Source organism: Bacteroidales bacterium (genome assembly GCA_012519055.1).
In the GTDB taxonomy this organism is placed as follows: Bacteria; Bacteroidota; Bacteroidia; order Bacteroidales; family Salinivirgaceae; genus JAAYQU01.
This window is the reverse complement of sequence record JAAYQU010000049.1, coordinates 1-17181: the sequence shown is the minus strand read 5'-3', so window position 1 is coordinate 17181 and position 17181 is coordinate 1. Positions and strand designations below refer to the sequence as shown.

The 17181-nt window shown below is 36.9% G+C and carries 6 protein-coding genes; 2 read left to right on the top strand and 4 right to left on the bottom strand.

Features of this window, described 5'->3' with window-relative positions; genetic code table 11:
* Positions 1-204: 204 nt before the first annotated feature.
* The 4 genes from GX311_10485 to GX311_10470 all read right to left on the bottom strand — a co-directional run bounded on the left by GX311_10485 (position 205) and on the right by GX311_10470 (position 10240).
* Positions 205-2535, bottom strand: coding sequence for a family 20 glycosylhydrolase (locus GX311_10485; protein ID NLK16812.1), 2331 nt, complete (start codon positions 2533-2535; stop codon positions 205-207).
* 366 nt (positions 2536-2901) lie between these two features.
* Entirely contained in the window at positions 2902-6036 is a 3135-nt protein-coding gene (locus GX311_10480) for a DUF4981 domain-containing protein (GenBank protein ID NLK16811.1), read from the bottom strand.
* Positions 6037-6101: 65 nt separating this feature from the next.
* Positions 6102-7838, bottom strand: a complete 1737-nt coding sequence (locus GX311_10475; protein NLK16810.1) for a hypothetical protein — start codon at positions 7836-7838, stop codon at positions 6102-6104.
* 200 nt (positions 7839-8038) lie between these two features.
* Positions 8039-10240, bottom strand: a complete 2202-nt coding sequence (locus GX311_10470; protein ID NLK16809.1) for a hypothetical protein — start codon at positions 10238-10240, stop codon at positions 8039-8041.
* Between the two features lie 189 nt (positions 10241-10429).
* Here GX311_10470 and GX311_10465 point away from each other — a divergent pair, with 189 nt between their 5' ends.
* Both GX311_10465 and GX311_10460 read left to right on the top strand, forming a co-directional pair.
* Positions 10430-15319 (top strand): hypothetical protein, encoded by a 4890-nt coding sequence (locus GX311_10465; GenBank protein ID NLK16808.1) that lies wholly within the window; start codon positions 10430-10432, stop codon positions 15317-15319.
* Between the two features lie 177 nt (positions 15320-15496).
* Complete coding sequence (locus GX311_10460) at positions 15497-17062, top strand: mechanosensitive ion channel (protein ID NLK16807.1); 1566 nt, start codon at positions 15497-15499, stop codon at positions 17060-17062.
* Positions 17063-17181: the final 119 nt, after the last annotated feature.

Below are 17181 nucleotides of genomic sequence, written 5' to 3'. Positions count from 1 at the left end.
AATCATATGTTGTCCTACGGACAAACAAAGGTACGATTCTATCCCAAAAAGACCAAAACTCTAAGTCTTTAGAGAAAAAATTTGGCTTGCTTAATTTTTAACTGATACAATGATACCAAATAATTTGTGCAAGTGGCACTTGCACAATTAAAGAATGCGGATACATTTTCCTACATGTATTTGATATTTAGCACATTATAAACTCTAATAAAACTCCGCAGCCGTAAAATTCTTTCCGTCAGTTGATATATCTAACCAGCGACCATTCCAGGCTTGGGGCCAGCCTCCAGTTATACCATTAATAACAATAAATTTTACACGATGTAGTCCTGCTTCAAGAGCAATTGTTGCGTCGTTACGGGAATATTTTTTCACCTCTCCCTCATTGTTAATCAGCAGATTATCATTTATATAAAAGTGATCGGCATTTGTGGAGAACCGATAAACACCATTTTCAGGAATCTTAATAAATCCTGTAGCAATAGCGGCAGAAGGTTTTTTTATATTAAAAAGTCTATGAAAACGGTTCATATTTTCAATAGTTGTATCTGCCCACTCTTTGACTTTGTCAATATCGCTTACTTTGCGGAATATTCCATTGGTTAGAGAAACTTTTATCCCATTTGTAATTTCCTCCGATTTTACTGATGGCGCGTACTCTTGCTTAATGATATTTATTGTCCTTACCGGACTTGTTTTACCGGTTTTTAACACGGTTGCCACTTTTAAAATAGCACTTTCCTTAAAAACCAACGGTCTTTCATAGCGCTCAGACTTATGGTGAGGTTCACTTTCATCAGTTGTATAAACAATATCTATATCTCGTGACGTTGTAAATGCAATAATGATAGAATCTACAAATGCTTCTACATTTGCAGGACCTTCTGGTAACGGAATATGATAATTAATTTTCTTCAAATCCATACGAACATGATGATTATCAAGTCGCATGAGAAAATAATTAAAGTCTTTCAATTCTGGTGTTGTCCAATTAACTTCTGCTAATGCAAAAATGCGTGGATATACGATATAATCGACTCTCTCAGGCTTATAAAGATATTCAGACCAATTGTTTCCCTGAGCTCCGAGTATATGGTGAGTATTTTCGGGATTTATTTTATCTGGTATCGGTTCGTAGCTATAAACTTTCTCTAAGGTTGTCATACCACCAATCGCAACGGGTTCGACCTTAGGCGAGCCTTGATAATGGTCTAAGTAACAGTGACTTCCGGGTGTCATAACAACATCGTGTCCCATATTGGCTGCTTCTATTCCTCCCTGCTCTCCACGCCACGACATTACGGTTGCAGATGAAGCCAACCCTCCTTCAAGAATTTCATCCCAACCAACCATCTTTTTATTATGCGATAGCAAAACCTTTTCAATTCGCTTTACAAAGTAGCTTTGCAATTCATGCTCATCTTTAAGGTTCTCATTTTTAATACGTTCTTGGCATAGTTCACACTCTTTCCATCGGTCTTTTGGACATTCATCGCCTCCGATATGAAAATATTCGTATGGAAACAGCGTAACCACCTCGTTAATAACATCTTCCAAAAACTGAAAGGTCTCCTCTTTTCCTGCACAAAAAACATCTTCTTCCACTCCCCAAATAATACGCGGAGTGAATGGTCCTCCTGTACACGATAGGTTCGGATATCCCGACAATGCAGCTAAAGCGTGTCCCGGCATCTCTATTTCGGGAACAATATTTACAAATCGGTCGGCTGCGTACTGAACGATATCTTTAATCTGCTCCTGTGTGTAATATCCACTATGCTCAAACCCCTCGCCCTCAATTCTTTTCGAGCCAATTTGAGTCAACAAAGGATATTTCTTTATCTCGATACGCCACGCCTGATCATCTGTTAAGTGCAAATGCAACGTATTTAGCTTATATCTGGAAATCATGTCTATATGCTTTTTAATTTCCTCGACAGGTAAAAAATGACGGCAAACATCTAAGTGCATGCCCCTCCAGCGAAAACGGGGAGAATCGTTTATTGTTACCGAAGGTATAAGCCAATCAACTGTAGCCTTTTTTCTAAGACACTCTATTTCTGCAGGTAAAAGATGCAAAAGACTTTGTAATCCATTATGAATTCCCGCTAATGCCGAAGAGCTAACTTTTACGAAATTTGGTTTAACTACTAATGTATAACCCTCTGTTCCATTAGTGTCTGCATGATCCAAAAATATCTCAATAAAATTTGATTTGGGCTTTACAGTGACCGTTTTTAAATTCAATCCAGTGGCTGTTTTTATCTTGTTTTTCAGATTTACTATAGTTTTCACTGTTTGCAAACTCTCTGCAACAACAAAAACCGTTTTTCTGTTTATTTCAAAAACACCCTCTCCCATAATAATACTGTTGGGTTTCGGAATAATATTTATCCCTTGATTATATGGCTCCTGAACACTTTCCCGGGTTAAACCTATGATTATAAGAACTATCAAAAATATTGAGGCAACCGATATCCAGATATAATCGGATTTGTTGTAATATCCTGAATTGACTTGTTTTTCACTTTCCATGTTTCTTATGATTTTGGTATATACAAAGTAAGCACAAAAGTAATTCAGTTCAAAATTATTTTGCTACAAATGCCCTTTTTAGGAGCACAGAAAACACAGTTTAGACGGATTTATACTGATTTTTTTTGTTTCTGAACCATTAATACCAATTGTAATTTTAAAATAGCCTAATCTTTTTAAAATTTTACAATTGTAAATACCGATGTTACAGACACATTGTTCAAACGAACAATAGTGAAGTTTGGACTATCGTGTATGTCCAATCGGTATAAGGAGTTAAGGAATATTAAGAAGTAGAGACGGAGCATGCTCCGTCTCTACATTATCCTGACATTCAACTGATAAATAAAAAATTACTCATTGCTTTTACAGTAAAGGAGTAATACAAAAACTATAGCTGTACGTTTTGTTAGGAAATATACGATGTATGTTGTAAGGTTTTGATCCCCAACTATCGTCTCCACCCAATCCCATCATTTTGTGGTCTATGCGTAGCTCGGTAAAGTTGCCTTCCTTAACATCTTTTATTGTTCTTAGCCTTTTTTTAGGTCCTTCGTCTAATTCGGCAATGGAGTAGTGTAAGGCACTAAAACATAAAGAATTATCAATAGCATCAACTCTAATGCCTAGATTGAAAATATTTGTAAGCGAAAGGTATCTTGTGTCGGTTTTATATCCGTTTTCTTGCGGACGGGCGTAGGGGTAATATTGCCCCTGTACAGTCGAATTGTACAACCCTATAAACGATGCACTGTTTCTGTCAATATAGTTTTCCATAGGACCGCGACCGTAATATTGCAATTTGTTAATCGACTTTTTTAATTGCATTTTCATTCCTATAACTGGAATTTCGGATATTGTAGTATCTGAAGGTGTGTATTTGTACGAAACAATAATTTGTCCGTTTCCGGCAATTTGATAGTCAATATCAAGGGTTCCGTAGTTGTTATTTAAAATTTGCGAGGTTTTTAAAACAATACTGCTGTCAGCCGTTGTAACAATTTCGTGTTTGTAGTTTTTGCTCTCTTCAACAATATTTTTCCATGCGGCACAGCGTTTTTGCATTCCGTTGCCGTAGTCGTTATCGGTTGGAGCGCGCCAAAAGTTGGCTGTTAGCGGAGCTTCAAGAATTTCATAATCGTTTAGTATATAGCTGTTTATTGCGTTTATATTTTTATCGAATTTTATAGAGAAATTCTCGCCCGACAAAAGTATTTCATTTTTATTCTCGGAAACTGTAACTTTTTTATCGCCTTTATAAAAATCGGGTTTCAAATCGGCTTCTTTAATGATAAACTGTTCTGAAGCTACGATATGCCCAAATGGTACTCCTATAGTCTCTTTCATATTAACGGCATAAATATTGAAAAGCACTTCGTTGTACTTGTTCAGGTCAAGTTTGTTAATATCTAAATCGACAATTTTTTCTTCTTGCGGGTTAATAGAACTTAGAACAACCAATGGGGCTTGTTGTATAATCTTTCCGTCTGCAACTATTTCCCAGTTGAACAGATAATATTCGGTATTTTTAAAAAAGTATTTGTTCTTTATGGTGATTTTGTTTTTATCGATATCAAGATTGCTGAAACCGATGTTTTGATACACTTTTTTAATTTCGTAGATAGCAGGATGGACTGTCCTGTCTGCATTGATAACTCCATTCAGACAAAAGTTTCCGTCGTGGTTTATCCCTTCGGGCTCGTAATGCCCGCCATAAGTCCAATAGAGTTTGCCGTGCTCGTCATATTTTGCCAAGCCTTGGTCAACCCAATCCCATATAAAGCCACCTTGTACTTGACGCTCCGATTCAACAAAATCCCAATAATCCTGAAAGTGTCCGTTACTATTGCCCATAGCGTGAGAATATTCTGCCCAAATAAAGGGGCGGTCTGGGTCTCTTCCCACCCAGTATTTTTTCAAGCTTTTAACAGACCAATACATCAGTCCGACAATATCTGTATGTCTCTCTTTCACATCGGTTTCCATTTCGGCTCTTTCGTATGACACAACACGACTATCGTCAAACTCTTTAAGCATTTTGTACGCATTGAGCATCGTGGGTCCTGTGCCGGCTTCGTTGCCCATACTCCAAACAATAATAGAAGGATGGTTTTTATCCCTTTTTGCCATATTCATAATTCTCTCGATATGAGCAGCTTCCCATTCAGGCTTGTTTGCCAATGTGTGCTCTCTTGCATAGCCATATCCGTGCGACTCTACGTTAGCCTCGTCGTACAGGTAGATGCCGTACTCATCGCATAGTTTGTACCACACAGGGTTGTTGGGATAGTGACTGGTACGAACAGCATTAAAATTGTGTTGTTTCATAAGCTCCAAGTCTTTACGCATCATTTTTTCGTCAACAACATGTCCGTAATGCATATCGTGTTCGTGTCTGTTAACACCCTTTAAAAGAATAGGTTGACCGTTGACTAATAACTGACCACCCTTTATTTCAACACTTCTGAAACCTATTTTTGTAGATATATACTCGAGAGCCCTGTTGTTCTGGTCGGACAAAACAATTGTTAGCCTGTACAAATTAGGAATCTCTGCCGACCATTGTTCTACATCACTTATAACATGCTTAAAATTAACAGCTTCTGATGCATTTTTTTTAACACCAACAACCGCACTCTCGGAAGCAATTACATCTCCGAGAGCATCTTCAATTTTATACGCTAAATTGTGTTTCGATACATTTTTACTATTGTAGTTTTTAATCAAAACGTTTAAATCGAGAACTCCATTTTGGTAATTGTCTGAAAGCGAGGTCCTAGCAAAAAAGTCGGCAACGTGTAATTTGTTTCTCGCATAGAGCCTGACATCTCTTTGTATCCCTGAAATTCGCCAAAAGTCTTGATCTTCAAGGTAGCTACCATCTGTAAACTGAAATACCTGAACCGCCAATCTGTTTTCACCTTCGACCAAATATTTCGTAATATTAAACTCTGACGGAAGTTTTGAATCTTGGCTATATCCAACCTTATTGCCATTGATCCACAGGTAGTATCCCGATTTAACAGAACCAAACTCAATAAAAACCTCCTTATCTTTCCAGCTTGCTGGCAGGTTGAAGAAAGTAACGTACGACCCTACAGGGCTGTACTCATCGGCAATGTACGGCTGATTACGTTTAAACGGATACTCTACATTCAAATAATGCGGGTAGCCGTAGCCACTCAATTCCCAATTGCTCGGAACATCAATATCGTCCCAAGACGAAACATCGTAATCGGTTTTGTAAAAATCTGTTGGGCGTTGCGAGGCTCTGCCTACATAGTTAAACTTCCACTTTCCGTTTAAAGTTTTTATGTTGGCATTTGCGTTTAAATCGCCTGTTATTGCTTGCTGTTCGGAATCGAACGAAAAGAATGTTGCACGGGCATCCTCTCTGTTGATTTTAAAAACACGGGGATTTTCCCAATCGTTTTGCGAGAAGAGTAGCGAATTGGATACTAATAATAGTGTTGCTAAAATTGGAAATGTTTTTGCTTTCATTGGGTTAGTTAAAAGTTAAAAGTTTGTAAAGTATCGTAGAGACGGAGCATGCTCCGTCTTTACTATTATCTTATTAACGAAACTGGTTTTACAAATACAATTTGGTTAAATCTGTCGCGAACTATGAACAGCAGTTCGTTTTTGTCACATAAGTCTATTTTATATATTACCTTTTCTTGTCGATAGTTAATTAATTTTACAGATATTGGAATTGCTTTATTGGCATGTTGCTCATATTCACTTTTTATGTACAAATATGCAACAAAAGTTTCATCTTCATAGGGATTATCGAGCGAGTCTATTTTTACGACAAAGGTCTCTCTTGAATTGCCGAAATAATCATTCTCGAAATCAAGATTGTTCAAAAGATAGGCATCTACATTAATAACTTTTCCATTTTGTGGGAAATCATTTTTTTGTATAATCCCTACGTAGTGATTTTCAAACAAATGCAATAGAGGCATAAACTCTAATTGATCTATTGTAAATGGATTGATTCCGGAAATATCGTAAAAATAGCCTGCCATGTTTTTTCTCTTACCATGTTCTCTTGTTTCGTTAATATGCCCAATACCGGCATGTACTAAAACTTTCGCGCTACTATCTTGTTGTATTGTTTTTTCAAAGATGTTTCTCGCCTGCAAAGAATCTCTATTTCCCTTCCACGCATCGTAATTTACTATCTTAAATCCCAAAGAGATAGCTTTTCTAATCATATTTGACATGGTCGGTTCACGGGTATAAAATCCTGACGATAAAATAGGATAACCTCTTTGAGTTAAGGTGTCTCCATCTTCCCAAATAGCTTCGATCGCAAGATACTTATATCCCCTCTTTGCAAATAAATCCAGCAAGTTATACATCATCAATCTGTCTTTCGGAACAAAGTGATTTTCGTTAAGCATAATTACCCGATTTGTATCGGCAATAACTTTCAACTGCTCGATAAAACTCTCATCAAAAGCCATTTTTGAGGTATCGAAATAAATATCTCTATTTAGCCGATATTTTGTATTATCAATCCAGAATTTTAAATAATTTTGTAAAGAGTCGTGATTTTCGACAAAAGAGGTATATGTTGCTAATGCCTGAATATACACATGGTACTGCTCTTCAAACTGCTTTTTATACATTTCCAACATTGCAACAGGAGCAAGATAGTTCAGTGAGCTGTCAATTGCAAAAAATGATTGATTAGCCGCATCGAATGGAGATTGCAGAACATGTTTTTTATAGTTCGCACCCATTGTTAACGAAGGAAAAATATAATTTTCAAACTCTTTAATATTAAAAAAATGCGACCTGTTTTTTGCTTTATATGCAAAAAGCAGAAAACTGTTCTGCTCGGCATACGGATATATTCTATACTTTGTATAATCCAAGCTATCAACGTGTTGATAAAAAATATTTTGATTTTCCAATTTGTGTTCAGTAAACGACCTTAAATCTGATTTGTTAAACTTAGCTTCAGGTACGATAAAAAGAGCACTTTCAAATAAAGGCTCTATAAATGTTTTGTTAGCATAGACAAAATATTTCTTTTTGAAATATTTTCTCATAACACGGCTGTCATAAGAACGTTTTATGTTACGGTCATAAACTTCTTGAAAATCGTAATCAGCAAAATATTTTAATGAAATCTTTAACTCATCATTTGCGAAATATGTATAATTCTCTTTAAAAATCTGATTGTTCCTATTTGGCAGTTTCTTTTCCGAAGTACATGACTGAAAAACAAAAAAAGCAATAATAGTTATTATCACATATTTCACCGACCTGTAAATATTTCCAAATGCTCTCATATTAATTGAGTTAAAAGTTTGTAAAGCGTTGCGTTGAGCGTAGTCGAAGTGTTGAAAGCAATAAAAGAGGCTATCACATCAACAGCTACTATTTTGATCAAAACAACAAAGTTATTGCTATCAGTCGTTTTCTTTTAATTGTACCTAATTCGGTATAATTAAAATTTGGATTGGCTTCCCACAAACATAAAAAACAATTTTCATTTTTTCCCACGTCGTGTTTTAAAAATCACTATCAACACAACCACAAGCAACAAAGTTGCCACAGCAATTGCCTGTTTTGTTTTATTGGTGGTTTCTGAGACGGTTTCAGAACTTGTCTCTTCCTGTTCTATAATGTATTTGTTTTCAGATATTAAGGTTTTGGTGTAGTTTAATATGGTGTCTCCATTTTCATAAGCCAACTCCTCTAAAGTTAATTTCACTTCGTAATTAGGCAGTACACCGCGCCCCCAAGGGAAAGTATTATTAACAACAGTGTCAAATACAGTCTTAACCATTGGAATTCTGATATCAATATTTGAGTTTGGCAATCTTAAATTGGTAAATCTTATTGCTTTTAGTTGATGATACGTTGAGCCTGTTTCCCGACCTACAGTTACACCACGCCGATATTTTTTTAATAATCCTGCAAAGTCTGTTGATGCAGAAAATGATCTTTCATCTGTTAAAACATATACTCTGCCTTTGTAATTAGTTGTTGTATCGGGCTGAATTTCGTTTCTGTAATATTTGTAAAAACCGTTTCTATCGGGCATTTTGTGATAATCGGGAAACAATATAGAAGTATTGTCTTTATCATTCAAGGAATGGCTAAAATACTCATATCCGCCTCTCTTATTAACTTTCGTATAGCAGCCAAGATAAAATGGCTCTTGAGCAATAAAAGAGAAGAGTTTGGAAAGTACCGATGCATATCCCCCCGGATTATTTCGCAAATCTATAATTAGATTTGGAATCTCTTTTTGTGAAATCTCTCTTATAAAACTTTCTATATTATCAGTTTCAACTTCATTTAATTCAAACGTACTCAACCCGATATATGCAGTTTGCTTATCTAAACTATCGACTAAATATTTTTCACGATAACGGTTTGTAAGGTAAAATTCTTTCCAGTCTGGAAATAAAGGTACGCATGAACCCGGAGAGGTTTTTATGCCTTCAAAATATTTGATTTCGCCGTTATCAAATTTAATATTCAGACTATGGTCGCTTGCCGCATTTTGACCATATAGGAAATAATCTAGATGACCAACTGTCAGCAAAGCAAATTCCGGAACACTGACAACATATCCGCCTGCAGATCTAGTATAGGTTTTTATTAATTTTTTTAGAGAATCTGCACTTATCCCATCAACTTCAGATATCTTCCTTTTATAATACTTTGAATTATCAAGCGTTGTTCGTGTTACAAATAAAGAATCATTAAGCCAACCAAAAGAGATAGTCGCTCTGTATGGGTCTTTATTTGAATAAGACTGCGAAAGTATACTTAAATGGCTGTCGCGAATTATATTAATTGTGTTTACAATAACTCTCTCAAAATCACGAATGTGAACCTGTGTGTTTAACTCCTCTTTTTTCGAGGTTACAAACTTTTCAAAATCCGATTCAGAAACATAGTCATAAATATCGGGCATAATCTCTTTCAGCGCACCGATAAACAGATCGAAGTCGTAATTCGCTTCCTCTTTCGATAAAAAGGTTACCTCTTTTGCTTTAAAATCAACAAAACTACTCTTTAAACCAAAGGGAGACATCGGATCGATTGGCTTCTCTTTTTCAGTAATGCTAAAACGAATAGCAGGTTTACTAATCTTGTTGTAGAAGTAACCAATTTTACCAATAATATCTCCTGCTTTAACTCTTTCGCCAGTTTTGAAACTTCTGACTGGTCTTATTCCGCTGATATGTATAACCTTACCGTCATTGGTTTTTATTGAAATTGATACTGAAATAAATTTAACATCATAGGTTGATTGCTTGGCAAAAAGCAGTGAATCAGCCTTATAATTTGTTGGTTTCTCTCCAAATACAACGTTTGAACTCAGACTATTAAAATACGTATATTGGAAACGCGAAATAGTTCCGTTTACAGGCGATAGTACATTGGTTTCTAATGGTGCGGTTATTATCAAATCATCAAAAATCTTTTCTTGTTCTATGTAATCCTGTGGCTTGTAGAGGATATCACTCTCGGTGTATCCTTTTTCAAAAAACCAAACGTATTTGTTATCTTGCGCTGTTACAAGATTGGTTATCTGCGCAAAGAATAATACAAAAAACAAAATTATACGTGATTGTGATTTTATAACATAACTTCCTTTTACGTCGGAGCAAAAGCCATCGGTCCTAATCGTTTTTTTTACATCTCCATGTAAATATTTTTCTATAGCTTTCATACTTTCATTGTTTTAGTTTAGACAAAGGTAAATATAAACGTAATTTTATTTGAAATGTTTTTTGTTACATAATTTAACATATTGATTTTAAATTAAGTTTGAAATGTCGAATATACCGAAAAAACACTATTTTTGAGCTTGTTTTGTTTCAAGAATTTATTGGTTAATTCGACAATAAATATACCCTTTATGGTAAGAATATTCCGCAGAATATCTTTTTTACTAGTTAGTTTTCTTGTTGTTTTTTCACTAAAAGCGCAGCAGACCGATAGTTGGATAAACGACTCCCAGAGCTATTTTAAAATATTCAGCGCCACAGATGGAATAGTGCAAGTACCTGTTGCTGCTCTGACTCAGGCGGGTATTCCCGTTAGTGCCTTTGCTCCGCAAAATGTGCAGATTTTTTTCCGCGGAGAGGAGATACCCATTTACATTAAGGGAGAAACGCAAGGAAGCATTGAGTATATCGAATTTATCAGTCAAAAAAACGATGGCTGGCTTGATACGGGAATGTACGTCACACCGCTGTCGCAAACAAATCCGCACTTCTCGCAGGTTACCGATACTTCAGCCTATTTTTTAACATGGAACAACAGTTTTTCAAACTTACGATATCAGCCAATAAGCTATTCCGGCAACAGTAGCGCACCACAAATAACAGTCGGATATAGAGATATTATTTACCAACAACAAGGCAGATTTTACAGCGACGAGATAGGTCCCGAATTTGGCACATCTGACGGTTGGTTTTCGTTGCCCGAGATTAGCCTTGGAGGTACAACTTCGCGTACAGTTGCTCTTGAAAATAAAGCAAACGAGGGGGTTATTAGATTTAAGCCCACAGTTGTTGGCATAAGCGATGCTCCCGCACCAACAGGATATAACCATCACCTGCAAATAAAACATGGCACAACAGTTCTTTTAGACACAACATTTAGTGGAAGAAAAAAAATTAGCAGAGAGTTTTTTACCAATGCCTCTGACGTTGGACAATCGCTGATATTGGAGTTTAAAAGTATAAACGATTTGTCGCTATCGGTTGACCGAATGGCTGTTGCGGTGATAGAAGTTGATTATCCTGCACTGTTTAATATTTCTCCGGATAAGCAAACACGATACAAAATTGAGGGTTCAAATGAACCGAGAAAAATTATCTTCACAGGGCTAACTGAAAATCAACAACCTACAATTTATATTCCTAACAAAAATTGGCGACTAATCCCAACTTACACAACAGTAGGTTGGGCTGTAACTATACCAGCCTCAGATAGCGAACTGGTTATTAATGTGGGATTGACGCCAAATACAATATTGGCTTCAAAAATAAAACCAGCACAAATGGTTTATAGTCAAATCTCCGCTGACTTTATAGTAGTAACACACTCATCGTTAATGTCAAGCGCACAACAATACGCCTCATATCGCGGGGGATTTGCCGTTGACGTTGATGTTTTATACAATCGCTACGCCTACGGAATAAACGGACACCCTTTGGCTATCAGATACTTCCTTAAAAGTTATATTGAAAGTGGACACCCAAAACCAACATATCTGTTTCTAATTGGTAAAGGCATTGCCTTGGGAAGATTACGAGCAAACCCGCAATTGGGGAATTTAAACTTAGTTCCCGTTTGTGGAGCACCGCCTTCGGATATGCTTTTAACCACCCGACTGACAAAAAATGACAAAATTCCTGAAGTAATGGTTGGACGATTGGCTGCCCTCACAAATGAAGATGTTAACGCCTATCTTAATAAAGTAAGAGAACATGCTGAACGTGAACCATCGTTGGGGGCGAAAAATGTTTTGCATATGGGCGGTGGCAACAATGCACAGGAGCAACAGCTATTTGCCGGTTATCTGAGAGGCTACGAAACAATCATAACCGATACTCTTTTTGGAGGATTTGTAAGCACTTTCCTAAAAAACAGTTCTTTACCTATTATTGGCTCACAATCAGACAGTATTCGCTCAATAATAGAAAACGGCCCACTTTTGATGACTTTCTTTGGTCACGGCTGGACAGGTGGTTTCGACCAGAATATAGATGAACCCGAATCGTTCAACAATCAAGGAAAATACCCATTGATAATAGCAAACTCGTGCTACTCAGGAGATCTTTTCAATTCGGGAGTTAGGACAGTAAGCGAAAATTGGATATTAACACCAAATCGTGGCGCAATAGTGTTTCTTGCTAGTGTACATTTGGGTTATCCCAGCTATTTAAATCGTTACGCACAAGAGTTTTACAAAAATATTGCTTGGAAACTCTACGGCGAAAGTTTTGGTAAAAGCATTCTGCAAGCAAATAGAGATTTACTCAACGAGACACCGACGCCATACATGATTAGCAACTGTTTAGAGTTTATATTTCATGGCGACCCTGCGGTAGTACCTGTTACGTGGTCCTTGCCCGACCCTATGTTAGGAGAGAATTCCGTAAAACTTTTTCCTCAAAATGTTACAACCGAGATTGATTCTTTTGCTGTGAATATTATCGCAGCAAACGTTGGAAGAGCACTGTCTGATAGTTTAAGTATTTATGCCGAGCGGTTGTTACCAAATGGACAAACGCAAACAAAAATTGTTTATTTAGATAAACTTTATTACAGTGATACAGTTATGATTTACTTCCCGATTGACAGGTCTAATGCTGTGGGAATTAATCGAATAAATGTTATGTTAGATTATTTAAACGAAATTGAGGAGCTTTCGGAAACAAATAATCAACAAACCATAAGTTTTTCAATTGCTTCGACCGATATATATCCTATTTATCCGCTCAATTTTGCACTGCATAGTCAAACTGAGACGGTATTAAAAGCCTCTACTGGCAATCCTTTCGAGCAAGTACAATCGTATGAATTTCAATTCTCTACGCAGCCCGATTTTGAGCCATCAAACACCGTTTCTAAAACAATACAATCTGGTGGCGGTGTTGTTGAATATGAGGTAGAGCAAGAGTTACTCTTTGCTAAGCCATATTTTTGGCGTGTTGCTAAAAAATTGGCGGATACTGAACAGATGGTGTGGCACTCATCAACGTTTGTGAAATCGGGGACTAAAACAGGTTGGGCACAAATAAATCAAAGTCAGTTTAGTAGCAATGAGCTTAAATTTATGGAATACAACCACGACAACGAATTACAATTTGTGTCAACACCACGCAAACTAAGATGCAACAATATTGGCTCGGCAACTGGCAGCATGGTCAACTACATAAATTTCGATATTGACGGAAACCAAGATTACGGCTCATGTGCAGGTAGTGCTTCAATAGTATTAGTAGTTATTGATTCTATAACCATAACACCGTGGAAATCGGACAGAGGTGATTACGGACACATCGATTATCCAATATGTTTTCCACGAACGCGACCAAACAACTATTTCACATTTCAGGCAAACGAAACAGGTCGCAGCAATATGGTAAACTTCTTGAATAATGTGGTTGAACATGGCAATTATGTTCTGGCATATTCTGTTGGTAATGCTCAATTCGAGACCTGGACAAACAATGATTATCTGGCGTTTGAAACAATGGGAGCAACGGCAATACGCACTATCCCAAATAATTATCCCTATATATTTGTTGGCAAAAAAGGGTTCCCCGATTTTGCCGAAGAGGTCGTTGGCGACAACGAAAACGCAATTATTTCAATAGAAAAAACTTTGACGGGAAATTTCTATTACGGTTTTATGACAACCCCTTGGATTGGACCTGCAAGGGAGTGGGGCACCTTAAACTGGAGTCCTAAAATATCTGATTATCAAAGCAGTGACAGCGTTTTGTTAAACATTTATGCAAAATCAGCCACATCAGCCGACTCGCTAATAGCTTCGCTAACTGTAAAAGATAGCGTTTATGATATTTCGTTTATTAACAATCTGGAAATCAATTATTTAAAATTCGAGTATTTCACTTACGATTTGCAGCAAAAGACACCCGTTCCACCTGAAAAGTTTATGATCGAATATGTACAGTATCCCGAGTTGGCGATAAATCCAAACAGAGGCTACTCATTTCACGCCGACAAGCTGATAGAGGGCGACTCTCTCGCCTTAGCTGTTGCGATTACAAATGTTACAGAACAGAAAGCCGACCAATTTCAGGTAAACTACAAGTACTTAAAGTCTGATACAAAGGCGTTTGAAGAGAGTATAGTTACAATAGATTCACTTCAGCCTTTTAGCTCATATATTGACACCATTAAGTTTAGTACTTTGCAAAACAGTGGCAACAACTTCTTACAAATTGAAGCAAACTACCCGAACACTAAACTGCAAAGCTTTCCCGAACCTTTTACATTTAACAATATCGGCTGGAAGCCCTTCAGAGTTACCCCTGACGATAGGCAACCAATTTTAACCGTTATGTTCGACGGCAGACACGTTATGAATAACGAAATCGTAAGCTCGCGCCCCGATATCACAATAACGCTTAACGACCAAAATCCGTATATACCATTGAACGACACATCGGTATTTGAAATTTGGCTACTCAAGCCCGATACCGAAACAGCCGAACGTATATGGTTCGATATCGAAATGGCTGCAAATCGCCTGCATTGGTATCCCTCAACAGGAACATTAAACGAGTGTAAGGTAATATGGAATCCCATTTTCGATACAGACGGATTTTACGAACTGCAAGTTAAAGCAAAAGATATAACCGGCAACACGGCTGGCGACAACAGTTACGCAATCCGCTTTGAGGTTGTAAATCGCAGTACCATAACGCATTTGCTTAATTATCCAAATCCATTTACCACAAGCACACGTTTTGCCTTTACAATCACAGGACACAGGTTGCCCGATGAATTAAGGATACAGATTTTTACCGTATCGGGCAGAGTTGTCCGCGAAATTGAGATGTCGGAGCTTGGACCATTACGAATCGGTCAAAACCTAACACAATTTGCATGGGACGGCACAGACCAGTACGGTGACAGATTGGCAAATGGTGTCTATTTTTTTAGGGTTATATCAACAATTGATGGCACAAATATTGAACATCGATCATCAAATATCGACAAATTTTTCAACAAAGAGTTCGGAAAAATGTTCCTAATGAAATAAATATAAAGGTAAAAGGTGCAAGGAGAAAGGTAAAAGTAGTGCACTGGGCGTAATCGAAGTGAAGGGAAGTCGCAACAAACACTTTCAACTTTTGTAAAAACAGGGCATGCTCTGTCTCTACTTTTAACTTTATAAACTTTTAACTTTTAACTTTTAACTTTTAACTAATATAAACTTATGAAGATATATAAACTACTTTTCGCATTACAGATAGCCGTCATTACGGCTATAACACCTGCATACGGGCAGCTTTCAAAAATCACAGATGCAATACTCGGAACCGAGCAAGATGCTTTGGAAGGGATAAAAGAAGAAAATATCGAAAAATCCGACTCCCAAATTATAGCTGAGCTAACCGAACAAATACAACAGCTTAAACAAAATGAAGCCAGCTATCTGCTTGAGTTAGAGAAAACTAAAGGTATGCTTTTCGCAGATTCTCTACACGAACAACGAAAAAAGGATATTATCGACTCTTTAAAGCAATTTGTTCAAGGTACGCCGGTAGTTATTGAAGATGACACGATACGCATTTTTTACACCTCTTATGGTGGTTTTACAGTACCTGTCAGAGTAGCTAACACCACTCACAATATTCTTCTCTTGGGTGATACTCGTAGTGTTAAACCCGACTCAATCTACCTTTTAGAGGTTGATGATGGCGAACAAATCGAAATTATGTATGCCAACAAGGTAATAACATCTGTCTTAAAAGAAGATGCTATGTGGTTAGGCATGTCGTTAGATTCCCTTGCCAAAAAAGATAGAGATGCCATAGTCAATGTCGTTAAACAACTACATGAAAAAAACAGTTTTATACACATATTAAAACGGATAGGGCTTTTTCTGTTAGTTATTGCTATCCAAGTGGCACTTATTTACGGAACAAATTGGCTATACAGAAAAGTTCGGTATAGAGTAGCCAGATATGCAGAGAAAAAACTTAAACCAATCTCTATTAGAGATTATGAGTTGCTGACTGTTAAAAGATTAACTCAGATCATTATGTTTTTATTCTCCATATTTCGTTATATAATTATTCTAATACAGTTAATTATATCTATACCCATACTTTTTTCTATTTTTCCGCAGACAAAGCATCTGGCAATGACTCTGTTTGGATATATTCTTACGCCCCTTAAATCAATCTTTGCATCTGTAATAGGCTATATACCAAACCTTTTCACGATTATCATAATCTATTACTTGATAAAATTTTTGATCAGGGGAGTGAAATTTTTGGCAAGTGAAATCGAAGGAGAACGTCTTAAAATCCCAGGATTTTATCCCGACTGGGCAATGCCTACATTCAACATTGTCAGGTTTTTGTTAATTGCATTTATGATTGCAATGATATATCCATACCTTCCAGGTTCAAGTTCAGGCGTTTTTCAAGGAGTTTCAGTATTTGTAGGTCTAATAGTTTCATTAGGTTCTGGCAGCGCAATTGGCAATATCATCGCTGGACTAGTAATCACATATATGCGACCATTCAGAATTGGCGACAGAATCAAGCTTGGTGAGGTAATTGGCGATGTAATTGAAAAAACGCCATTTGTAACACGCTTAAAAACACCACGAAATGAGATAATAACCATGCCTAACTCCTCAATTCTGTCGTCACAGGTAACCAACCTAACTCTTTCTGCAAGCGATTACGGCTTGATAGTACATGCAAACGTAGCTGTCGGTTACGAAGTACCATGGCAAGTTGCCCACGAATTATTGATAAAAGCAGCTTGAACATTAGGACTAAACCATTGGTATAAATGTAAAATAACTTATATTTGCCACACTTAATCAATAAATTGAATATGACAAATCAAAAAAGTTTCCCAAATCAACATGAATCTGACATAACT